The organism is Roseimaritima sediminicola, from assembly GCF_009618275.1.
Classification (GTDB): Bacteria; Planctomycetota; Planctomycetia; order Pirellulales; family Pirellulaceae; genus Roseimaritima; species Roseimaritima sediminicola.
The window spans coordinates 1-22,856 of the sequence record NZ_WIAD01000046.1; the positions used below are offsets into that span (position 1 = coordinate 1).

18 protein-coding genes and 1 pseudogene are annotated in these 22,856 nt (G+C 58.5%); 10 read left to right on the forward strand and 9 right to left on the reverse strand.

Annotated elements, in window-relative coordinates; all coding sequences use genetic code 11:
- Together GE027_RS22865 and GE027_RS17895 are read left to right on the forward strand one after the other, a co-directional pair.
- On the forward strand, positions 1 to 332 hold a 332-nt coding region (locus GE027_RS22865; protein ID WP_162006789.1), incomplete at its 5' end, for a hypothetical protein.
- Positions 333 to 399: 67 nt separating this feature from the next.
- The gene (locus GE027_RS17895; protein WP_153558590.1) at positions 400 to 1,407 is read left to right on the forward strand and encodes a hypothetical protein; all 1,008 of its coding nucleotides are present in this window, start codon (positions 400 to 402) and stop codon (positions 1,405 to 1,407) included.
- Positions 1,408 to 1,651: 244 nt separating this feature from the next.
- Here the strand turns inward: GE027_RS17895 and GE027_RS17900 are convergent, their stop codons facing one another.
- Positions 1,652 to 2,065 carry an AAA domain-containing protein gene (locus GE027_RS17900; RefSeq protein ID WP_202617457.1) on the reverse strand — a complete coding sequence of 138 codons (414 nt, stop codon included), beginning with the start codon at positions 2,063 to 2,065 and terminating at the stop codon, positions 1,652 to 1,654.
- A gap of 203 nt (positions 2,066 to 2,268) precedes the next feature.
- Between GE027_RS17900 and GE027_RS23785 the strand changes: the two genes are divergently transcribed.
- Positions 2,269 to 2,616, forward strand: a complete 348-nt coding sequence (locus GE027_RS23785) for a hypothetical protein (RefSeq protein WP_390621609.1) — start codon at positions 2,269 to 2,271, stop codon at positions 2,614 to 2,616.
- Positions 2,617 to 2,663: 47 nt separating this feature from the next.
- On the opposite strand, the gene GE027_RS17905 is transcribed toward GE027_RS23785, so the two are convergent.
- Complete coding sequence (locus GE027_RS17905) at positions 2,664 to 7,199, reverse strand: hypothetical protein (protein ID WP_153558592.1); 4,536 nt, start codon at positions 7,197 to 7,199, stop codon at positions 2,664 to 2,666.
- A gap of 663 nt (positions 7,200 to 7,862) precedes the next feature.
- Between GE027_RS17905 and GE027_RS17915 the strand changes: the two are divergent.
- Positions 7,863 to 8,219: pseudogene (locus GE027_RS17915) on the forward strand (hypothetical protein); the annotation flags it as partial.
- A gap of 21 nt (positions 8,220 to 8,240) precedes the next feature.
- On the opposite strand, the gene GE027_RS17920 reads toward GE027_RS17915, so the two are convergent.
- A complete protein-coding gene (locus tag GE027_RS17920) occupies positions 8,241 to 8,648 on the reverse strand; it encodes a VOC family protein (RefSeq protein ID WP_153558595.1) in 408 nt (135 codons plus the stop codon).
- A 364-nt stretch (positions 8,649 to 9,012) separates the two neighbouring features.
- On the opposite strand from GE027_RS17920, the gene GE027_RS17925 reads away from it, so the two are divergent.
- The gene (locus GE027_RS17925; protein ID WP_153558596.1) at positions 9,013 to 9,747 is read left to right on the forward strand and encodes a phytanoyl-CoA dioxygenase family protein; all 735 of its coding nucleotides are present in this window, start codon (positions 9,013 to 9,015) and stop codon (positions 9,745 to 9,747) included.
- A 245-nt stretch (positions 9,748 to 9,992) separates the two neighbouring features.
- Here the strand turns inward: GE027_RS17925 and GE027_RS17930 are convergent, their stop codons facing one another.
- From GE027_RS17930 to GE027_RS17945, 4 genes are all read right to left on the reverse strand, one after another.
- Positions 9,993 to 10,640 carry a hypothetical protein gene (locus GE027_RS17930; protein WP_153558597.1) on the reverse strand — a complete coding sequence of 216 codons (648 nt, stop codon included), beginning with the start codon at positions 10,638 to 10,640 and terminating at the stop codon, positions 9,993 to 9,995.
- A 245-nt stretch (positions 10,641 to 10,885) separates the two neighbouring features.
- Entirely contained in the window at positions 10,886 to 12,316 is a 1,431-nt protein-coding gene (locus GE027_RS17935) for a hypothetical protein (protein ID WP_237607632.1), read from the reverse strand.
- Between the two features lie 210 nt (positions 12,317 to 12,526).
- Positions 12,527 to 12,721, reverse strand: coding sequence for a hypothetical protein (locus GE027_RS17940; RefSeq protein ID WP_153558598.1), 195 nt, complete (start codon positions 12,719 to 12,721; stop codon positions 12,527 to 12,529).
- 24 nt (positions 12,722 to 12,745) lie between these two features.
- On the reverse strand, positions 12,746 to 15,316 hold the full coding sequence (locus GE027_RS17945) for a carboxypeptidase regulatory-like domain-containing protein (protein WP_162006790.1): 2,571 nt from the start codon (positions 15,314 to 15,316) through the stop codon (positions 12,746 to 12,748).
- A gap of 397 nt (positions 15,317 to 15,713) precedes the next feature.
- Between GE027_RS17945 and GE027_RS17950 the strand changes: the two genes are divergently transcribed.
- The 4 genes from GE027_RS17950 to GE027_RS17965 all read left to right on the forward strand — a co-directional run bounded on the left by GE027_RS17950 (position 15,714) and on the right by GE027_RS17965 (position 20,214).
- Entirely contained in the window at positions 15,714 to 16,253 is a 540-nt protein-coding gene (locus GE027_RS17950; RefSeq protein WP_162006791.1) for a hypothetical protein, read from the forward strand.
- 147 nt (positions 16,254 to 16,400) lie between these two features.
- Complete coding sequence (locus GE027_RS17955; RefSeq protein ID WP_153558601.1) at positions 16,401 to 18,383, forward strand: hypothetical protein; 1,983 nt, start codon at positions 16,401 to 16,403, stop codon at positions 18,381 to 18,383.
- A gap of 114 nt (positions 18,384 to 18,497) precedes the next feature.
- The gene (locus tag GE027_RS17960; protein ID WP_153558602.1) at positions 18,498 to 18,740 is read left to right on the forward strand and encodes a hypothetical protein; all 243 of its coding nucleotides are present in this window, start codon (positions 18,498 to 18,500) and stop codon (positions 18,738 to 18,740) included.
- 214 nt (positions 18,741 to 18,954) lie between these two features.
- The gene (locus tag GE027_RS17965; RefSeq protein ID WP_162006792.1) at positions 18,955 to 20,214 is read left to right on the forward strand and encodes a sialidase family protein; all 1,260 of its coding nucleotides are present in this window, start codon (positions 18,955 to 18,957) and stop codon (positions 20,212 to 20,214) included.
- Positions 20,215 to 20,383: 169 nt separating this feature from the next.
- Here GE027_RS17965 and GE027_RS17970 read toward each other — a convergent pair whose 3' ends face one another.
- On the reverse strand, positions 20,384 to 20,812 hold the full coding sequence (locus GE027_RS17970; RefSeq protein WP_153558604.1) for a Fur family transcriptional regulator: 429 nt from the start codon (positions 20,810 to 20,812) through the stop codon (positions 20,384 to 20,386).
- A 367-nt stretch (positions 20,813 to 21,179) separates the two neighbouring features.
- On the opposite strand from GE027_RS17970, the gene GE027_RS17975 reads away from it, so the two are divergent.
- Positions 21,180 to 21,824, forward strand: a complete 645-nt coding sequence (locus GE027_RS17975) for a MerC domain-containing protein (protein ID WP_153558605.1) — start codon at positions 21,180 to 21,182, stop codon at positions 21,822 to 21,824.
- A gap of 691 nt (positions 21,825 to 22,515) precedes the next feature.
- On the opposite strand, the gene GE027_RS22870 is transcribed toward GE027_RS17975, so the two are convergent.
- Positions 22,516 to 22,728, reverse strand: a complete 213-nt coding sequence (locus GE027_RS22870; protein ID WP_162006793.1) for a SlyX family protein — start codon at positions 22,726 to 22,728, stop codon at positions 22,516 to 22,518.
- Between the last annotated feature and the right edge of the window lie 128 nt (positions 22,729 to 22,856).

A 22,856-nucleotide genomic window follows, 5' to 3' on the forward strand; every position in this document is an offset into this window, starting at 1 on the left:
GCTTCAGCGAAGAAGAGGAAGTGCGATCGGCCAGAATGTACAGGCTTGAAGACACCGAATTAGAGAAAGCATTGGTCGCCGACAATGACCCCGGCGACATCGTCAGGATATTTCAGAATTTGCAACAAGACTTTTTACAAAGGAGGCTGATTCGCGGCGGTCGGTTTGGCCTTACTCCCTACATTGAGGTTCCCTTTAAACCGGAAGCAATTGGTGAAATCATCTGCGGTCCACGGACGACAAAAGAGCTCACAGAATCCTCCCTTGAAATATTGAAGAAGAGGCTTGGGTTCACCTTCTCAATTTCTCGATCAACAGCCACGTACCGGTAGATCGAGCTCCGTTCTTGTGCAGGCAACAGGAAGCAAGGCATCGTCGCGAACAATAGGTTCGACACCAGTGAAAACGATTGAGCAAATAACAAACGCCATCAACGCGCAGAGCAACGGGTATGAAATTGGAGGCTTGCAGGATCTTCGCAAGGAATTACACAACCTCTCTCGGCGGCCGGGATCGAGAATCTTCAGCGAGCAGACGATTACACCGCATTGGGCGTTTCATCACGGCGGGCGTTCCGAACTTCAGTTCAACATCGGATTCGACGGCACCGATGGCGAAGCGTTGCGACACGGGATCGCGTTTTCGTTTAGAACTAGTCAAACGCTTCCCGACATCGCCCCGCTTCGCGAAAAGGCCGCCCTGTTCAACGAGTACCTTCGTTTGAATCCGGAGGAGTTCGCCGATTTGAACATGTGGTACTGGGACGGTGAGGAACGCAGCGAGGACATGCTGCCTGCACCAGTGGCTTCGGATCTGATTCGTGAAGGGGTTTTCCTGTTCCTCGGGACGATGCAGCCCATTGCCGATGTGACCATCCCCGGAATCTTGGCGGATTTTGACGCTTTGCTTCCTCTGTACACCTTCGTTGAGGGCGGTGGCTATTCAGGGACGGCGAAGAAGAAGTCAGTAACGAAGGGGTTTCATTTTGAATCCGGCTGCACCTTCAAAAAATTGAAAGCGAAGTCGCGGCCAAAGGCTGATCCGGTCGACATTTCGCTGCGACACAATGCGATGCAGCACAAGTTATTCGACCGTTTGGCCGCAAAGCATGGCGCCGATTCAGTCGGCACCGAGATCGCGACCGGCAACGGCACGCGGATCGACGTCGCGGTGAGAACCGATGCCGGCTATCGCATCTACGAAATCAAGCCGTATCAGTCACCGCGTGCCTGTATCCGCGATGCACTCGGTCAATTGCTGGAATACGCTCACTGGCAAAGCGAGTTCAATGCGATCGAACTGGTCGTCGTTGGGCCGAAGAAGGTCGACGACGATGCTCGTAAATACCTGAAATTGCTTCGCGATCTCTATCAACTGCCAATCAGTTACCTGCAAGTTGCGGCTTAGGATTCGGACCATCGGAGGTCGGATTTGCGATGACTGTGGCCAAGGGCTGACAAGTTTATGAGTAGCTGACGACCGATCGAAAGTGCCGAGACGCGGGTTTCGAGACAGTTCACGGTCAACGAAGCTAATGTCATGTGATGATGTTGCCGAACAGCGCTGCGATCGGAAGCTTTCCGCGATCGCAGCGTTGTTCAGGTGCGGGCGTGCACAGGCCGGGAGCCTATCATGCGCGGATTAGCCGACTCTATACGAAGTCAATAGCAGCAGCCAGTTCGGCGTAGCGGCAGAAGGTGTTGGCGAGTTGCATCTGCCGAGGTGTCCGGCAGGCAGGCTCGAATAGTTTGGGGGCGGCAACCATGATCGTCATGCACATGGATCGCCTGGTTGCGACGTTCAGTCGGTTGGATTCGTACAGGAACTCCATGCCGCGGGGCGCGTCTTCGGCCGATGAACTGGCGGTGCTGTAGATGACGATGGGAGCTTCTTGGCCTTGGAACTTGTCGACGGTTCCGATGCGGGCGCGATCACCGATGGCGGCGGACAAGGCATCGACTTGTGCGTTGTACGGCGCGACGATCAGAATGTCGACGGAACCGATCGTTCTGACGCTGTCGTCTTTGTCGCGCCACTGAGTTCGTTTGTCGAGCAACTGATCCACTAACCGTTCACGGCCCGGTGAGCTGAATTTGAAAATTGCTCTGGACTCAAAAGCACGATTTCGGGCCAAATGCTCCTATGAGCAAGCCCAAGCCTCGCATCGAACTGCCGCCTGGCGCTGAGCCAGCACGCGATTTTATCGAGGCTCTGGTGGCCCGCTATGAATAGCGAATCGACGAACTTGAAAACCAAGTTAAATCGCTCATCGATAAGGTCCAGAAACTCACTCCATGCAACTCTTCCTTGCCTCCTAGCACCGAACATCCTCACGCGAAGCCCAAGCGGAAGCCGGTGCCTGGAAAGAAGCGAAAACAGGGTGGCCAGAAAGGCCACAAGCGGCACCTGCGCGAACTCATTCCCAGCGAACAGTGCACAACGGTTATCCCCTGCCAACCCGCTGGTTGTCGTCGATGCGGCGATGACGTACCGCTTGAACCACCACCGCCGCAGCGGAATCAGGTATGGGATCCGCCCGAGCTTGAACCGATCGTTGACGAATACCAACCCTTTCGTGGCCGCTGCCCCTGCTGCGACACCACCGCGGGTGCCTAAAAAAATCCCGCAGTCTGGATGAACCCACGAGAATGTTGGATGGACCTTTAGATCTCCGATGGCCGGTTGGTGGTCTCCGCCTTGTCCTTCGGCCGCAGCTGTTCTTCGCCCAACGTGCTGGTGTCGACAATAGCGATTCCAGGGGCCAGCAGCTGTCGTTCTACGGTCAATTCCAAAAGCTTCACCATTTCGCGCCACCGTGTGTGATGGGCCAGTAGCGCCATCATGTGGTCAATCAGCGCCGGATCATGACGCTGTGTGTAATAGGCCTGGACACCCCGCATCAGCCGATCGACATCCCATCGATGGTCAAAGGTTACGGGACCTTGCCGGCTGGCCATCCCTTTCATCAACTCAATGGCTTTCGCATAAACCGCATCCCCTTTGGCTCCGCCAATCGTATCTGCAACATTGATCAAGTACTGTTCGACCATTCCCGGCTTTCCATACCAGCGAGGCAGTAAGTAAACAGCGATCTGTTGGTGCAGCGATGCGTTTTCGCAATGCTCGCTCTTTTGCAAGTCGATCGCGAGCCTACGAAGTTGGTCAAGCGACATCCCGGCGCTAGTGGCAAAGCTCAACCGCAGATGATACACCTGGGAGATGGGTGCTTTCACATCGGCCAGCGGCTTGATGACTTCGCTGCCTTGACGAATATGTTCGCGAAAAATCTGCCAGCCTTTTTCCGTCACCGTACTGGCATAACCGCCACCGCGAGCATTCCACGCGATTGAATGGTGCAGATTGGCGAGCGCACAACGCGCGACTTGTGATTCGGGATACTTGGCCAGCAAATGCTGGGCAACGTTCAGAGAGCGATCGATGGAGTCGCCGCCAAGATGCGGCATGAAGGAAAAAATCGAGCGTCGGATCGCGCTATAGAACTCGTCCGCCAACGCTCCCTGATAACTGCCTTCGGATCGCATTTCGGAGGAGGCCAGAAAATCAGACACCGCTTCGATCTGGGCGATATCCAACTGCCCGACCAACTCCCCGGCAATCTGCCCGATCACGTGTTCGACCGGTTTCACTAACGGATCCGGCCGTCGCGACACCACATAGCCCTGACCGCGCCGATGCACGACAAACTTGCCTCCGGCACCAACGATCGAATCTTCATCGATGACGCCTTCGATGATTTGATACTTGAAACGCCCGTAACCAAGGCCGGGTTCATACCAATGCACGAACGTGTAGCCCGCTTTGTCAAAATGAGGATCCAGTGGGCGACCGATCAGTTGAACCACATCGTGTTCTTCCAGGCGCACCATGTCCATTCGCTGGGGAAGGAATGGCAAACCAACCGTGCGGGGCCGCGATCCGAACCGGTTCCAGATCAGATTCGCGCGAGGCGCGTCCGCTTGGCTCACCAGCGCATAGCCTTCACTAGCGGCCGCCAGGGCACTCTCTAGACCTAGCATGCCCAGAAAATTGCTATGTGCATCGGGTTCGGGCCGCCCGGTTTGAGTGATGATTGCTGATTCGCTCAGACGTGCGACAGACCAACCATCGCTGGATGCGAACAAACGCACGTCCTGATCCGATCGCGTCCGGTCGCTCTGCTTCGTCAAACGAATCGCTTCGTTGCCTTCTAAATCCAACCGGAATTGCTGACTATCTTTCATTTCGATAATCAGAGAGTCGAAATCACCGGATTGATCGGCCGCCAAAATGGGTTCGCCAGTGCCATCGATCGACAACACCTTGGCTTGTTTACCATCACCAACCATCAGTTTTCCCTCAGCGATCCACCACACCTGTTGCCCATCCTTATGCAGCCACGGGCCATATTGCACGTGCGACGGCAGATCATCGCTGGGAAGGACTTTGCCACTGGTCAGATCGACGCGCAACAGCTTTCCCTGGCCGTCACGCATCACGCCATGTTGGACGCTATGGTCAATTGCCAGCAGCGAAGCCTTGGAATCGATTTTCAGCGGTGTGCTGTCCCATACGATCGTGTGCCTGTTGGTTTTGATCGCTTTTTCAATCCGTTCGCGTATCTCCGCTTTCACCGGCGGCGTCCGGTGGACAACGTCGCCGGAAGCAACCGGTTGACTCAAAACCGCATCGATCGAACGGTCGTCGCTAAGATTGTCGCGTTGTCGCAGATAGGCGGCATGCAGTGCCCGACCTTCGCGAAGCGTCAACGACTCAAGCGACGTGGTTTGCGTTTCACCATCATGCATCCGTAATTTCAGTGTGTCATCGGATTCGTAGCGTGTCTCCCTGATCACTGCTGGACCGATCAGCCCGTTGGAAGCGCTGAGCATACGCAACCACTTTTCGGGTTCAGACTCGATCGTTGCCGACGCCTCGGGCGCCGCGTCCGGTTCCATTGTTGGCAACTTCAGTGCGGCAAGCTGCTGCCGCGACCGGTCGTCCAGTGTGGCGATCCGCACCAGAAATATGATCTCCTGATAATCCTTCATCACCACATCATCGCCGCGGATCGCCACCGGCTCAGCGTGCAATGCGTCCGTGTGAGCGCGAAACTGCCATCTGGGAAATCCTTCCTGCAGTTTTGCGATACGTTGCTGACCTTCGGCCCACCGCCTGCGAAACTCCATCAGCAGGTGTGGTGGATTGGGCTTGTTTTCGCCCGAGAATACGGCAGTAAACGAGTGGCCATTCCGCTCACGAAGTGTCACCCTAATCTGCCCTGGCAACGGCTTATCGTTATCAAAACCGATGATTGTACCAGCAGAGTTGTAAGCAATCTTGTCGGTTTCCGGGTTGACCCAAAAGCGAAAGAGTTGTCCGTCACGAGTCATCGGCAACTCGGTTTCCCAGTCCCGATCGGGCAAGCGGTTCTCAATGCGACGTAGCTCCGCGTCGTGTTTCGACGCCAGGTGTTTACGTGCCAACAAAACGGGCGTCGCGGTGGAATCGTTGTCTTCGACGAACAGCAAGTCTTCTCCCCACTTGCCGACCAACTTGCCCTCGATGAATTCGCCCTGTTCACCGATATACCAGCGTTTGGAATCCGCCACGGCCACTTTCGAGGCTAGATCCGGAAGCTCACTCGTGGGTGCCTGGATTCGGCTTGCCAGTTTGTCTCGCAGCTCGGCAACCCCGCGGTCCCGCACCATCGCTTGCAGCTCAACCTGACGCGTCATGGTGTTTGTCACGGCGCTGAGGTGGTCGAGATAGAGATACCACCAATCGAGGGCATTACCGTAGGTATGCGACATCTTCACTGTCTGGCCATCGATGGCCGGTGCCTCGTCGGTCATCCCCTGAACTTCAACGACCACGACCGACTTGTCCTTGACGACCACGCGGTATTTCATCAATCCCGCCAGCACCTCATCGGTCAACCACTGCAAATCATCGTCGCGGGTGGCGATCCAGGCGGCCTGGCGATCAATCTCAGCGAGTTGAGATGCCTCGACAAACAAGTATTCGCCGTTGACGAATTGAAAGGCGAAACCGTTTTCGAACGCCCCCAGCAATGTTGCTTGCAGTAAGGAAAACCCGGGTTGCAAGTTCCAGATGTCGCGATCGAACGCAGTTTCCGCTACTCGCAACAACGCCTGGTCTCGATATCGATCCGCGGACAGTTCACCGGATCGGCGCAAGGCGCTGAGTTCCAAATGAAACAGATCCTCACATGACACCCGGGCTGCTTCTATCTGACGTGTATCCTGCGGCCCCGCATAAATCCGAATCATGGACTGGTTGGGTGCGCTGAAATCGAAACCGAACGTCCAACCGCTGCGACCACGCATCGCGATCGGCAGCTGACGCAATGCTTCATCGCTAAACTCTTTTGTGATTCCCAGTCGCTTCGCACGCCTCAATATCCCACGAAACTCTTTTCCCAACACAAACCCCATCGAATGCTTGGGCAATCGATAGGCCTGGCCTTCCGGCAAACCGAACTCATCGATACTCGCGGCAACCGATTCACCTTGCGAGAGCGAAGGACCGGCCTGTAACACGAACGCCTCTTCGGTTTCATGCAACACCTGGCCGTGCACCGGATGCGGCACCCAATTGTCGACGACAAGATGCTCCCCGTTACCGAACGCGCGGTACCGTTCGGTCAGCTCACTCAATTCCTCATCCGCGACGGCACTGGCGTCCACGACGTACAGACGTTTGCCGGTAAACCCGAACACCTTGCCGTTTTCGATCGCAACGGGTTGGGGAAAACCCGCGGCGCGGGCCGATGATGCACCTTTCCACCGTTCAATGCTGCGTGCCAGCGGCGGCAAGTATTGGTAGCGAACGTAGCTATAGCCGCGATTATGTTTGGCCAGAATCGTTTTCTGATCCTCGGGCCGGAACATCTCTAGCGGCACCAGGTAGATGGCACTCTGCGCATCACGTCCGCTGTGCTCAACGCGAAAGATGCCTTCGATCATCGACTCAGATATCGATCCCGAAACCTGCCACCCATTTTGCAACGTCCAGGTGCGACTGGCCGTCAACGGCCGGGACTGGCGAAACGCCATCAGCTGTTTGATCTGGCTATCACCGGATTGTTGGGCAGTCGATGGGTGGATCACGCCGAATGCAAGCATCGACAACAGAAAAAATCGAAGGTTAGCTGTGGCTTGCGCGAGCCGGTCAAACATTCCATACCTCAGAGGGGGAGTCGTTCAGATTGGTCTATCTTCTGTGACGACGCGAATCCAGACAAGGTTCCATCATCAATGCTTCGGTGAGGACTGCCCGAGGCTAGACTAGCCCATACCCCGGGTTGGCAGCCTGGGCTACCACATGTCGCCGCTGCCGTGGCTGGCCGGCCGCAATTTCATCGGCCCTACAATGCTCCAGCAACCGTTGGGAAATGCCGAAGTTGTTTCCGAACGGTTCCTATGTTCGACGTTCGCAGTTTTTGCATCATTTGCAGCAAATCCTCACAGAGAAAACAGCCTCCGGGTAGCAGGCTTTCGCCTGTGCTTACCAACCCGAACAAGGAAGCCGCTTTCAGTGGGCATTGCAGCATCGTTCATGCCACTTCTGCAAGTCTTCACCGCCGCGATGGTCAATCGACCAAGTTGGGCTGGCGATGTTCGATCTCGTTGTCCGACTTACCGATCAGCACCGCTACTATCTCGTCGGTGACGATACGTTGGTCCACAAGACAGGACTCAAAGTCTACGGGGCGGGCATGCACCGTGATGCGTGCTGGTACCCTCCCGTAAAGACCCGCAACGCCAGTACGCGATCCACGTCCTGATGAGACTTTACCTCAATACCAGAACCAACGAAAAACTCAGGGACTCCGTCGCACGAAGATCCAACTTTATCAGCAGTCCAGCTTTTCGGTGCGAATTACCTCGACGATCTGCCGGTTGTATCTGGCGCCCGAGCGTGAAGTGAGAGTGGTCGTGGTGGAGCATCTTCGCGGCGGGCGTGGCGTCGAAGCGTTTTACAGCACCGACTTGGATCTGAGTGAGGAAGAAGTGCTGCAGCGTTACTCGTATCGTTGGCCAGTGGAAACCACCTTTCAGGACACCAAGGGCCATCTCGGTTTGGGTGAGCCACAGAACCGAGTTCGTGCAGCCGTACGTCGGACGACGCCAACGATGTTCTACCTCTACGCACTGGTGGTCCTGTGGCACGAATACGTCCGCGACCTGGTACAATGAAATCGCATCAATGCGTTGGGCTTACCAACCACTGGGCAACTGCCAGACGCCGGGCGTGATCAGCTCGACTGAGTTGCCAGCCGGGTCGCGGAAATAGATCGACTTGCCACCCGCTGGCCACTCCATCTCGGTCTCGATCGAAATACTGTTCGCTTCGAGGTGTCGACGCCAATCATCGAGCGAAGTTGACTCGATGCCCAGCGCAAAATGGCCCGCTCCACTGGCACCGTGATGCGGCAGCGTATCTCCCGTGCAGGTCGTCCGTGGATTGAAGGCGAGCAAGACATTGGATTCGCCCACCCGAAAAAACACATGGCGATCCGCCTCGCTGGCAATCACCTCCAGACCAAGTATCCGCTGGTAGAAATCTTCCGCAGCGTCGAGGTCATCGACGTAGATCGCCGTTTCGACGACGGACAGAATCTTCATCTTCAAACCATGACCTCGGCATTTGCGGATAGTCTGTCTTTCTTATCTGATCGCAGAGCCCCGAACCACCAACGTATCACAGATCCGTGCAAGGCGTGGCCGCCGCATCCCGCAAGGGAGCGTTCCGAAAGCTCCGTCGTCTGAGGTCGGTTTTTTTGTGCTTTGTCAGCGCGGCGCGACGAGGCTTTGGTCAAACGATCGAACTCGGCTTCATGGAAACCGATCAGTCGCTTGCCCACACGACGGAACCCTCGATCACGCTCACAGCGGTGTTTCGTGTCATTACCCTCTCGGTCAGGCTCTCGGCGGATCGGGCAGGCTTGTTCGCAGTCACGCGGTTGTCGAGAATTGGGGCATGAAGAAAATGAGCGAAACACCCGATCCGAGCCACCGCCGCCTGCAGCGGGACGGCTTCTGTTTGTTGCCGGACGCCGTGGATAGCGATTGGATACGGCGCTTACAAGACGTTTGCAGCCAGACGTTCGCTGGTGATACCACCTCGGTACGGGCCCGATCGAGTCGTGGTCATGTCTATGCCGCTCGCAATTTGATCGCGACGATTCCTGAGGTCTCGACCGTTTGGCGTTGCCTGCCGTTGGTGTCGTTTCTGCGCGGGGAACTGGGGGCGAAGTTGGGACTGGTCCGTGCATTGTTCTTCGACAAGCCACCTGAGCGAACGTGGCATCTACCCTGGCATAAGGACACGGCCATTGCAGTCCGCGATAACCAACTCGCCTCCCAACACTTTTCACGCCCGACCGTCAAAGCGGGCGTTCCGCACTTGATCGCTTCGGACGAGGTACTGCGGCGAATGTTGACGCTGCGAATTCACCTGGACGATGCCAATGACGAGAACGGACCACTTCGCGTCATCCCCGGTTCGCATGTGTCCAGCGAATCCGAGGGCGTTGGCGTCGCCGGAGAGGTCATCATCCACGCTCGCGCCGGCGATGTGTTGGCCATGCGTCCGCTGATCAGTCACGCCAGCGGTTCGTCGGTCGAAGGCACGCAGCGTCATCGGCGTATTCTACACCTCGAGTTCGCTGCATCAGAGTCGCTGCCCGATGGCGTACGATGGCACGACTTCGTCGGCGTCTAACAGCAATCGCAATCGTCGACGAAGTGCTGGTCGGGACGAACGCATTCGTAGGGCAGGCCTAAGCACGTCGGCATGAATCTTTCGGTGAAACCCCGCGACAACACCCTCGCGCGCAGCGGGAGAGTAAAGCCGAATTAAATGTTGCGACGTGCTTAGCAGCTCGGCGACGACACGACGGACCCGAATCGCAGATTCAGACAACGCATTCGGAAAGCAGGCAGCCAGAAACTCGGCATCAGAGAGAGCTAGCGGCGTTTTTTCTTGTTCAGCTTCTTGCGGCGCTGCTGATCCTGCTGCCGACGCTGTTGGGCGCTTAAGTGTTGGCTGTCCGGACCGTGGGCGGAGTGCTGGGTGACGTTCGGATTCCGGGCGAGGCTCGCACTGTAGGCTTGCATGAACTCCGCGAGTCCTTCTTGGCTGGACATGTCAAAGCCCGCCGCGCGGCCCTGCATCACCATCGACTTGGCCATGCCAAATTTCGCCGGGTCGTCGAGTGCCTCTTCCAACTCGCGGACCGCTTCATCGGTCAACTCCTGCAGCAATTCTTCGGCGTTCGGAGCGGCGTACTCGCGCTGCAAGAACTGGAAGAAAGCCCGCAACTCGCCAACGATTGCCGCCGCGCTATCCGGTTCCGTGGAGACCTTTCGGGGAAACAACTCGAATAGGATCTCGTTGAGGTCTCCACGAGTCATCCTCGGAGGGGCGGCTCCGACATAGCTGAAGGCGTAGTCCAAGAAGATAGGCGTCCATCCCAATTGGCCGAACTGCTCTTCGGCTGTCGCGGCTTCCGGCGATTCGACGAATGCCTGCCACAGCGCTTCACGGTACTCCAAACACCGATCCTCGTCCCACTCGCCACTTTCATCTTCAGGAATGTCGTAGAAATCAAACATCGATCCATCCAGTGGTAAAAAGAACTTCGTGTCGCCCCGCTCTCATCTTACCGCGATCAAGCATTCACCTCCCAGGGGGAGATAGCGACAGAAACGAATCTAGAAAGGACCTGACCTGAAGGCTGTCGGCCGCTCTCTACAGTCATCGACAGGGATCCGGGCATCCGTCAAAGTCCGGCGGCGACCAAACACGGCGGTATCTCTTGACGGAAGTATCCGCCAGCGGCCTATTCCCTATCGCTCGGTCAAAGCGTTCCGAGCTCGAGCTGGCTTTCGCCTTTTGGCAAATCGAAACAAGCGACCAGCTTGCCCTCGTCGGCGAACCAGGTGCCGGCGTCCACGGCCGACCGAGTCGCCACTTTGCGCAGCGCGGTGCGCCCGTCGCCATGCCGGAGACTCACCGGTGCCAAGCCGCCGGCGACCCGGACGGTGAACTTTTCTGTGGCGAACGGTGCCGACAAGGTCAACCGATTGCCGGTGCGGCGAATCTCGGTCAGCTGCTTTGCCGCCCAGTAGCGTCCGATCTCGCTGACCTTCATCCAGACGGTGTCGTCGGCAAAGCGGGATGCCAGCGAGCGGACAACACGCTGGAAGGCGTGGAACCCTTCTTCGCTGCCGTTGCTGTACATCCCGGGCCAGTGACACAGCATCACCGCAGGTTGCCTTTGTTCGATCAGTTCGACCATTCGGCCACTGCTTGCGTCGGCATCGCAGTAGCGATCGGCTTGCGACAGAACGTCGCCCTGCCAACCGCCAAACCAATCGCCGGTTCCGGCGGGAACATTGACGGTGACGCGAACGTCGTCGGTGCCCTGGCCGCGCAGATACTCTAGCTTGGGCTCAGTACTCTCGTCGCCCGAAATGACGTACTTAAAATAGTGCGGCAGATCCACGCCGTAGACGTCGCGAACCGCCTGGTCGACGGCCAGCGGTAATTCACTTTTCACCGCGTTGCCAAATCCGCCGGGTGTTGTGACTCCCTCGCAGGGCAGGTCGCAGTTCTTCAGGATGCGGAGCGAGTAAGCCAAGTAGGCGGCCAATTCGTCGACGCTTTTCTTTTCCTGTGGATACGAATTCTCCATCGTTGCGGCACTGATCTCCTGCATCGGCCGGCCGGTTTTCAGATCGATGACACGCGTGTGCGTGATCATTTCCGGATGGATGTCCCAGTTGGGAACCATCAACTCGCGCACCAGTTTCAAACTGTTCTGCACGTCCCTGCGCGACCACCCGGGCAGGACCCGATCGAGCCAGCCAACACAGGCGGGATTGGGCACGATGCTGTACTTGCCTTTGACCCCGTGCTGGGCACACCACTGGCCGAAGCGTCGAACAAAGGCATCGGGGATCTCGCGTGGCCACGTTTGCCAAGGCTTCTGATACTCGGCGCGGCCTGGCCAAGCGGCGGCGAACTGCGGCGTGCAGAAGTGGCCCATGTTCACCAAGCAGGTGGAGTCATCGATGATGAACGAGAGCGGCACGCGGTCACGCGGCATCAGCACCTGGACGCCCGGCGGCCGTGTCGGCAAATCACCGGATCCGGCCCGTTCGGTCACCTCGGCCGCACGGGTCCGAGTCGTCCCGGAAATCGCGACGCCGCTCGCCGCGACACCCCAAAGCGATGTTTCGAGAAACGCTCGACGATCCCGCCGGATCGAATCGCGGTGTGAAGTCATGATGGTCACTCCCGGGGACAGCTGACAGACTTGCGGCGTTCGACGGCCGCAACGTGTTGCTCGCGACAATCCAGCATCATAATAGGATTACAAGTTGCAGCATAACTGGCGAGCATTTAAGCCCGTCGGCATGAATCTTTCGGTAAAACCCCGCGACAACACCCTCCCGCGCAGCGGGAGAGTAATGCCGGATTAAATGTTGCGGCGTGCTTAGAAGATCATATGGAAGACCAGGATGCGTTCGTCGACCAGCGGGCGACGTTGGTCCGCATCGAAGCAGCGTAGCGCATCTAACGCCAGCAGACGCGGCGATCGTGGATCGCCAGGCCACTGGTCATCGAAGCCGACGTAGCCGAGCAACCGTTCGCCGCGATAAACTTTGTAGCGACGCTGCACGGAGATCACCGCACCGTTTCTGTCGGCAACGGACTATTCATCCTTCTCGAGCCCCGCAACCAATACATCGATCTGTTCGTCGGTCATCGCTTGCCGAGTTTCGAGCAGCATGTGCTTGAAATGCTCTCGACCTTGCTGGCTGGATGGAAAGCCGATGTTGTCGCCGGATTTAAAATGGTTCGACGTCACGAGCTTGTTGCCTTGAGCGTCGAGGATAGCGTACCAGGGGATGCCGCCCTTGGCTCCGTCTCGCAGTTCCGCCATCAGTTCGCGGGCGCCTGTGTAGCGATGATCCATCTTGATCCAGATGTAGTCCGCTTCCCACGCTTGGTTTTCGCTCAGGTAATCCGACAACATGTGGCAAGGACCGCACCATGTGGCCGTCTCCTGAACAATCACGCGTTTGTTCTCCTGCTTGGCCTTGGCGAGCGTCTGTGCGTACAGCTCGCGAGCGTCGATACGTTCATCCATGTGGGAACGGAGCCAAGCGATGACGGCCTCCTTCGACAGTTCTTCCTGCTGGATCAAGTCGGCATCGCTGTCCTGGGCGATCAAGTTACCGTCTGGATCAACTAAAACCAACGAAAACGAGACTGGAGTCTCGGCGGCTTCGGCCTCCAAATCGTCCAGCACCTTCTTCAGTTCCGTCGCCGTCTTCGCTTCGCTGGTCGACACCGCCATAATCAGAAAATCATCGCGAACTTTACTGAAGTCGCGGTCCTGGTAGCGCAGTTCCATGAACCTTCGCAAACGCGAGTCGTCGGGTTTGCCGGCGACCATCAGCAACTTTTGCTTGTTTCGCTTGCTCCGCTCGAGGCCCCGTTCAAAGCGTTCCTGAACGGTTCCGGCGACGCTCATTGCTCGCGCGATGCGGTCGTCCAGCGTCGGTGGGACGTAGGGTTTCGGAGGCGGGGGGATCCGCATCGTTCCCAACTCGACCCGCTCGGCCGGATTCACGGTCACGCTGCCTAGGCCCGGGATAATCCCTTCCGGCGTGGATTCGAGAGATAGTTCGTACTTCCAACCAGGTACGAGTCCGGTCAGCTCGAAGCGACCATCGGAGTCCGTAACGACCGAACCTCCGAATCGCTTGCTGAACATCCGATTCTCCTCATCGGGCACGCGTATCCCATAACTGATTTTGGTTTGGGCGGCCGGCTCAGACGAGTCGGTTTGGTGAAGAACGCCCTGGGCGGCCCCGGTTCGCTGGAGATCGATCTGAAGCGTTTCCTCGTCCGCCGCCAGAACGACGACCGCACCGAGTGACCGGTCCTTGTTGAATGCGGCAACATAAGTCGGCTCGCTCAACCGCTCGACGGCGAACGTGCCGTCCTCGCCGGTCATCGCTACCCAGTCGTCGCCCTGGAAATTCTGTGAGACAGCGCTTAGGCGAACCTTTGCCAAGGGGCGATCGTCATCCTGACGACGCACGGTGCCGACCAGTTTGGTTTTGGTCCGGACCTTCATCGTGACGCCCATGGTCAGGTTGTCCTCGCCGGACACTTCGAACTGCTCAGCCGTTCCTTGGCGAGGAGGACGAACGTCGTACGAGCCATCGCCCAGCAAAAACTCGAAGCCCCCCTGCTCGTCCGTCGTGGCTGTCTTTACCAACATCGGGCGCACATAGCGACGATCGTTATCGGGGTTGGCGATGACGGCACCGGGAATCGATTGCAGATCGTCGCCATACTGGTAGACGTATACGCGTTCTCCGGCGATTGGTTCCCCGGACGGTTCCGCGGTCAGCCGGCCGCTCAATCGCGTTGGTTTGCGCAGTTTGAGATCGATCCCCTCGACCGGCTTGCCGGAATGGACGGCAAAACCGGGGATGGCGTCCGAAACGAAATCTTCGCTGGCGGCCGTCACCATGTAGATCTGTTCCGGAGGAACCCGCAGTTCGTAGGACCCGTCGGCCGACGTTGTGGTTTGCTCCCTTCCGCCGTCCCAGCCGTAGCCTTCGCCGGCGGCTTGCACCGATGCCCCCTCAACAGGCTCCCCCTGCGGATCGAGAACGCGACCACGGATCGGCACCAGCCGATCCAAGGATACGGTCAGCTGGCCTTTGTCGACAGCGGGTTCATATACGGCTCGCGTTCGGGCATATCCTTCGGCGGTCGGCCAGATCGTGACCGCGGCATCTTGCCAAACAGGCATCCAGCCAAACGTCGCCTGTCCGGACGCATCACTCCGCAGCCCCACCGCTTCGAAGAAGTAACTCAGGTTCAATTCCCGGTTCGCCGACGGTTTGCGCAGCAGCCAGGGGTAAAGCTGAACACCTTCGATGGGATCGCCGGCGGCGTCCACAACCTTCACAGTGACCGGTGACGCCCCTTCCAGCCGCAGTCGCTCACCGCCGCTGGGAAATTCGGGAACTTCCGTCTGCAAATCCGACTGCTGGTTGCGGCCCAACGCGTACACCTCGTAATCGAATCCACCGCCATCTTTCCATGCGATCACCGCCTCGATCCGTTCCGATTCGGGAGCAAGAAAGTCTACGCGCCCCTCGGCATTGGTTCGCAGCTCGCTGATCAAATTGGGGTAGCCGAACGTAACGGCGACGTGCGCGTCGACGACGGGTTTCCCTTCCGCGTTCACCACTTCCACCGAATGGGATGTCGTCGATTCGAGCTGGATCTCAATTGAGTCAGGGAGATCCGACTTTGGCGAGTCCCCGAAGCGGTAGAATCCGATCTGAGTTTTATCGCTGGATTTCGCAACGAGCCGCCAGTGCGGCGGCGTCTCGGACTTGCTATGCAACTCCAGCTCGAAACGACCATCCGCATCGGTAGCGGTGTCCACCGTTGCAGTATCGGTACCTCGTCGGTAATGAACGCGGACCTGTGCGTACGCCGCGCCGGCCGAATCCGGCCCGATGACACGCCCCGCGAGCTTGAACGGCTTAAGCGGCTGGTCCGCCTCCTCTTGAGAGCACACGGGTGTGTCCGCCACGAACAGCTTTGCCGTAAGGACCAGGACTGCTGCACATCGAATCACCGACGTCATGACCATCTGCCGCTCTCCAATCGAAGGCAAGTTTTTTGGGGGGTGTGGTACACTATATCGCATCGAGCGACGTCGCTCCACAAAACGGCGATCGTTCCGCCCCGGCTGGTCAATTGTGGTCTCTTTGGGATGCTTTCGCATGAGTATATGGACGGCGAGACTCGTCCTTCTTTTAGGAGTCGCAGTCGTCAGCAGCGGTTCGAGTGTTGCCGTAGCCGATGATGTTGCGTCGATACTCCATAATCTGCCCGCAGAGAAGGCAGACGTGGTGAAGCAGATCGATCGGTGTATCAAGGATCTAGAACAAGTCGATGACCCGTCGCAACGTGTACAGTTTTTTCGCCAGCTGTTTGCAAACGAGACCGTTCGAGAGCAGAGGCTCGATGTACTGCAGCCCCTGGTCGAAAAAACGATGGGCAGCTTGCCCTCGAATCAACTTCCGAGTTTTGCCCACGTCGTGAATGGTGTCACTACCTCGCGGCATGGCATAAAATTGCGGCAAGGGCGGCCGAAGCGTTTAGCAGTACGAGTGGTCTAGCTGGCGGAGCAATCGATGCCCAGAACGAAGAGAGTGATTCGACGCTACAAAGAAGTCTGCCGGGCGGCGATCGAGGCGGAAGAGGAATTGGATGCCTGAATCGCCGCTTCTCTTCTTCCGCCTTCATTCGATCCCACGAAGGTTTTTTTGGCCCGTTTGTTCGCAGTCCTGACCTTGTTGCTGTGTTGCTCGCCGCTGGTCGCCCAGCAAGACTTGGAGATCTTCGACGGCAATTATCCGGTCAGCTTTTTCTTTCGTTACCCCGAAGGATTGGCCGCCAAGGGAAAAATGCCTTTTGAAGCGTGGGACGCACGCTTTTCACAGCTCAGCGGCGTGATGGGGAAGATGCTGGACGAGGAGATCCTGGGACGCAGTGCATCGCAGGATTATTTCCGGCGTTTTAAACAGCGGCATCCTCGCCAAGCGGTGTTGCTGCATGTCAATGGCGGATTCCGTAACCCCCTCGCGGATATCCGTCATTACGATGACGGCCACTGGCTGTACTACAACGGAACGAGCGTGTTGGACGCGATCTCGGCGGAGCCGGAGCAGATTACGGTTAGGGTTGCCGATACGCGGTTTTTCCAACTACGCCCGCACCGCAACAATCCTTCTCTGCCAGACGATGTCGGCATCTGTGCACTGGACGAGCACGGTCGCCCCGACTGGAGCGTGGCCGAGCAGACCCGCTTGGTGGCGATCGATGCCCAACGCAGCACGATCACGCTTGAGCGCAGCCTGTACGGCGACAAACAGCGTCACGCATTCCCCGCCGGCCAAGCCTACGTCGCAGCCCATGTGGCTCAGAACTGGGGCACCGACAATCGCTTATGGGCGCTCAATCTATCCACCACCTGCCCTCGTAACGAACGAGGGCAGCGGGCAATCGAGGTATGGGCCAACGAATTGATCCACGCTATCCAGCCCGACGGTGAGCTCGATTTCGTCGATGGGGTCCAGTTCGACGTTCCGTTTGTCGATCCCGTTTCACTCGGTCGACACCGGACGCCGGACGCCGATGCGGATGGCAAAGCCGATCTCGGGATCGTCGCCGGCGAACCGGTCATGGTTGCTGGATTCGAAGACCTGTTTCGTCGGCTCCGCGATGCGCTACCGGACCAATTAATTCTTGCGGATGCGATGGGCAAGTCGCAGCGTTGTTTGGCACACCTAAATGGGATGGAGATCGAAGGGTTTCCGGATCTCACCGATGCCGACTTCAGCCGCTGGGCGGCGGCTACCAATTACCTGCGTTTCTGGTCCACGCGATCCCGGCCTCCGCGGCTGACCTATGGTTTGATGAAATTCCTGCGTTGGCCGCGAAAACCTACCGCTGCCGACGCACGCTTGATCATGGCCGGAACCACCCTGTTCGATGCCGCGGTGCCGATCGGACGCGTGCCAGACCAGCCTGTCGGTAGCGTGTACGACGAGCTACTGGGTGGAACACTACAGCAGAAAGGCTGGTTGGGCAAACCGACGTCGCCGGCGCGGCGACTGGGGTTGGAAACCGCGAACCTGGCAAGCCAGGGGTGGCAATCAAAAGTCGCTTCGCTGGATGCAACCCCCCGCGGGACGACGTGGCGTGCCGAATCGTTGGCGGCTCAAGCGATCTCGTTCGAGCTGGGCTATGAGCAACGCCAGAAGTGCGATTTGATGTTGCGAATGACCGTTTCGGCCGAACGACGGAATCGGTATCCGCAACCCTCTTACCGAGAACTGACCATCCATCTGGAAAGTGATGTGCCGCTGCCGGAATCGCTCTCCCAGACCGAATTCAGTACGCCTGTGGATGGCGAGCCGTTCGAAGCGATCTTTTATTTCCGCGACGTCCCCGCCGGAACGCTGCGGTTTCGCTGTGAGGTGGAAGGACAAGAAGCGGTGACCGTATACGAGCACTCGCTGCACCAAGCTGCGGACTTAGTCGTCCGAGAGTTCGAACAGGGGGTCGTCCTGGCGAACCCCTCTAACCGATCGGCTGCGTTCGATCTGGCGTCCCTTTTTCCGAATCAGATACTCCGCAGGCTCGAGGCGACGAAACGGCAAGATCAATCGGTCAACAACGGCGAACCGGTGGGACGCGTCGTGCGAGTGGAGGCGAGAGATGCCTTGTTTTTGTTGAAGAAATAGGCCGTCGGAGTCTGCACGGCAATTCTGTGGAGGCGTTGGAAAGGCTGCGGCCGGATCCTTAAAAGCAGCGTCTCCGCGGGGTATCGCCTTGAGTTACTAGTCACCAGCGTATTCATGCTCGCCCTGCCCCTGGGCTACCAGGCGATGATCGGGTTGTTCGACTATGGCGTCTACTACATCACCGACGTGGTGCCATCGCTGCTGGATAGTCCGATACGGGGTGGCCGGGTCCTGACCTTAATCTTCCTGATCGCGATCACGCCGATTGTCATGTGCGTCACCGCTATCTACTTTGCTCACGGGCCGGGGGCCCATGCTACTTGGCTGCCATGCCGGTTGAGGAACCAATTATATTAGGCGGTTTCGACGATAATTCCGGTCGCGTTATTGTTGGATACTACCATCTGCTCGCCTTCCAATCCTGCCTTCCATGTTCTATCGCTGTCCTGCCGTTGCTCTTCCCGCCCCAACCGCCCTCGCCGTCGTGCTGCTCGTTGGCTTGCTACCGGTTTGCTTCAACACGCTACGCGCCCAAACCGTCTCACCGCGAGCCGTTCTCGGCGACACGTCGATGCCGTCCGCCGAACACGTCTCGCAAACGTTTCCCTATGGGATCAGCGGCAAAACGCCACCGTCGCTGACCAAGATTAATTACGAGGGGCAACCGCCGTATCACAAGCACCGCATCAACCTGCGACTGTTTCAGGGCTGTCCCCAGATCGAGATTTCCGAGGGCGGCCGGCTGTGGGCCACGTGGTTCGGTTCCAACGTCCAAGCCGAACGAGCTCCCTTCCATAAAGATCAGTTCTCCGTCATCGCAACCTCTGCCGACGACGGACAAACGTGGAAAGAAGTCTTTGTCTTCGACCCCAGCGAATTGCTCGGCGCCGGGGCCTCGGATCCGATGTTGTGGAAGGATCCCCAAGGCAAGGTCCGCTTCATCGGCATGCGTAACATCGACCTGAAGGGGCAGGATGAATTCGCGTCTTCGGCCTGGGAGTTCACGATGCTGGACGCCGAAGCGGAGTACCCGCAGTGGAGCGAACCGCGGCTGCTGGGCAACAAGAACATCTCGGTGATGAAACCGTTGATCTTTCGCGACGGCACGATCATGCGGTCAATGGACGACTTCAAGCTGGTTGGCAAACCCGACAAGGTGCGGATTCGGTTCCTGAAGGAAGCCGCCGACGGCAAACCCATTTTCGTGTCCCACTTGCCCGTGGACAACGACGCCGTGTTCGCCGAACAGATGCCCATCATCCGCAAGGACGGCAGCCTGTTTACCTTCTACCGCGCGAAGAAAGGCCAGAAATACGCTGAGTCCACCGACGGCGGTCGCACTTGGACGCTCGGTGGGTACTACCCGATGCAGTTTTCAATCAACACCAAGTGCATACTGAAAACCTTGCCCTCCGGAGCCGTGATGTTGGTCGCCAATGACGTCCAGATGAAGGAAGAAGAAGGAAAAAGAACGTACTACTACACCGACGACGGCGGCCAGCCGCGGGAGCTTACCAAGCACAAGACCGCACGGACGCGGATGACGGCCTACCTGAGCGATGATGACGGCAAGACATTTAGCCATAAACTGTTGCTGTGTGACGACGGCCAGATCAGCTATCCATCGACGACGCTCGGCAAGGACGGATCGATCTACATCGTCTATGACCAGGGCCGGGGCGTGATTGGCCAGCACACCATCTTTTTGTCCAAGATTACCGAAGCCGACATTCGAGCGGGGGAAGTGGTCAGCGAAGGCAGTTTTTTGAACACCGTTGTCAGTCGGCCCAGCGACCAAGGCGGCGGCCGCCGCGAAGGCGATTCGATCTAGCGGCCCACCGATCAGCCGCAGGGCGCTAGCCCACGGTTCCTGGGTGCAACGTGCTGCGGGACATCGAACCGTACGCTAGCGCGTTGCGGCTGATACCCGCAACGATCAGCCGCAGGGCGCTAGCCCACGGTTCCTGGACGCAACGTGCTGCGGGGCATCGAACCGTGATTCACCGGCAATCGTTGCAGTGGCCGCGGAGCAAAATCTCGGTGACTTCGCCGACCTGCTCGCTCACACGCCGACTTCCCGCCGTCAGCTTGACGTGATCCAAGCAGGAAACGGTTCCGCAATCGACGCACAGGAAATGCGGGTGTCCACTGTCGTGTTCGGCATCGCCGCGGATCGCTTCAAACCGCCACACATGGTCACCCACCTCGGTTCGGCGAAGCAACCCTGCTTCGGTCATGTCGTTCAGATTGCGAAAGGCCGTCGCTTTGTCGACACCGGTGGAGGCCAGATGCTCGGCGACCACGGCGTGCGTCAGTGGCGAAGTTGACTGCCGGAGCAACTGCAAAGTGGCAATTCGCGCCGGCGTGGCTCGCAGCCCAGCCTCGCGAATCGCTTGCTTGACCAGGTCAAGCGATTCGTCTTGGGTCATTTTGTTTCCGCTATTCGCAAGAGAAGATGCTGTACGGCATTCTACCCACCTGCAAATCGCTTGCAAGTGGCGAAAGCAATCCCATAGCCCCCTCAGCCGCAGGACGCTAGCCCACGGTTCCTTCGGACCGGCTGCTTCTCATCGACTATATCAACCGGGGCTAGTGCCCAAACGGCCCCGAGGAACGTCTCGGGGTTGCTGCAAGAAAACAGCAACCTCCCCTTGCCCCTGCACTTGCAACGCCTATGCAACTGCGGTAGCTTTGTCTTTGTCGCCCCTGGACGGCCGGCGCGGTTGCCGCTGCGGAACGACGATTGGCATCGACTTCAAGCCGTGTTCACCAGACTTTGATCCAATGGAATGAACCATGAACGTACTAGAACCCACCGCCGGCGGCAGCCCGCTTCCCGCGTCCGCGGCCAACAGCGTGTCGCGTTCTTCTTGGCGTGATTCACTGGGCGTGCTCGCCTCGGTCGGCTGCGCGATTCACTGTGCGGCCATGCCCTTTGTGATCGCTTACCTTCCGTTTTTCGGGTTGAGCTTCCTGGCCGATGAAGCCTTCCATCGCTGGATGGCGTTGATCTGTTTTCTGATCGCGATTGCCGCATTCATCCCGGGTTTCCGTGTTCACCGGCGGCTGCTGCCGGGAGCGATTGCGACGATCGGCTTGGTGCTGATCACGGCCGCCGCTTTCGGACTGCTGGGCGACTGCTGTGCAACGTGCGAAATCGGCACGGATGCACAGAACGGCGGAACAGCCTGTAACGATGCCTGCTGCGAGCACTGTGTGGCCGAAGTGGTTTCGGCGGGGCCCGTGCTGGCTCAGGAGTCCATCACCGGCACAGCTTCGGTCGCGTCGCTGGTGCCGCTGGCCACGCTTGCTCCCTGGGTCACCCCGCTGGGAGGCTTGTTGCTTGTTTCCGCCCACCTCCTGAATCGACGCTATGGCTGCCGCTGCGGTTGCTGTGAAACCGGCCCAGCCTCGGCTGCCGACCGTCGGCGAACTGGGTAGCCGTCTCGAGTCCAGCGATCTGGGGAGTCCGTGTGGCCAGTACATCGCCAGAGCTGATGAGGCCTCGGGCAACCAATTCTTCAAGCGAGGCCTCCAAGCACCGCAGGATACGGCGTGGGACGCTGTCGGGAAAGCAGAAATCGATATGCTCGCTATCCGCCGGCCGTGTTGACAGCTGCGAGCGATCGATGAATCGCCAACGCCCCGAGCCGAACGCGCGAGCGTCGGGCGATTGCGGCGGTGGATCGTCCTGCGGCGGTTCGCGCTACCGCACCGTTGGCGGTCGCGCAGATCTCCCCAGCCGAACGCGCTAGCGTCGGGTCTCGCGGCGGTGAATGGTCCTGCGGCGATTCGCGCTACCGCACCACTACCGGTTGCGCATAAACGCGGCGGAAAAAACCGTCGTGGCTGGGAGACCCGCGAAAGCGCGCCGTCGGCTAGAATTGGCGCTGCCCGACGGGTGTTGGCATGCGATGCGGCGATCGAACCGGTTTCGGGATGAGACCCGCGAAAGCGCGCCGTCGGCTGGAATTGGCGCTGCACGCCGGGTGTTGGCATGCGATGCGGCGATCGAACCGGTTTCGGGATGAAACCCGCGAAAGCGCGCCGTCGGGTGGCGGGTTGGACGCGGTTGCAAGCGGGTCGATGCACGATCACCGCCGGAGCCGCGACGCGGCTCGCGGCCGCAGCGCTAGTAGTGCGGCGGTTTCTCGTCGGCCAGGTCGGTTTGCTCGGGAGGCGTGTCCCGCAAACGCCGGACCTGCGTCTCTAACCCCACCACCTTCCGCTCCAACGCCTCGATCATCCGATACTGCTCCGCGATCACCTCGTTCAGCTGCTCGGTGAACCGCTGCTGATGCGTTAGCTGGATCTCGATCTCGGTCAGGCGTTCCGATGCGTCCACGGAGGAGGATCCTTTGGGGCTGAAAGGTTTTGCAGCGGCTTTCAAAGGCGGGAAGCCTATGCCACGTTTCAATCGGGCAGACGACGTTACAATATACCGTCTCCACCGTGCAGCCCCCCCTGCCGTTC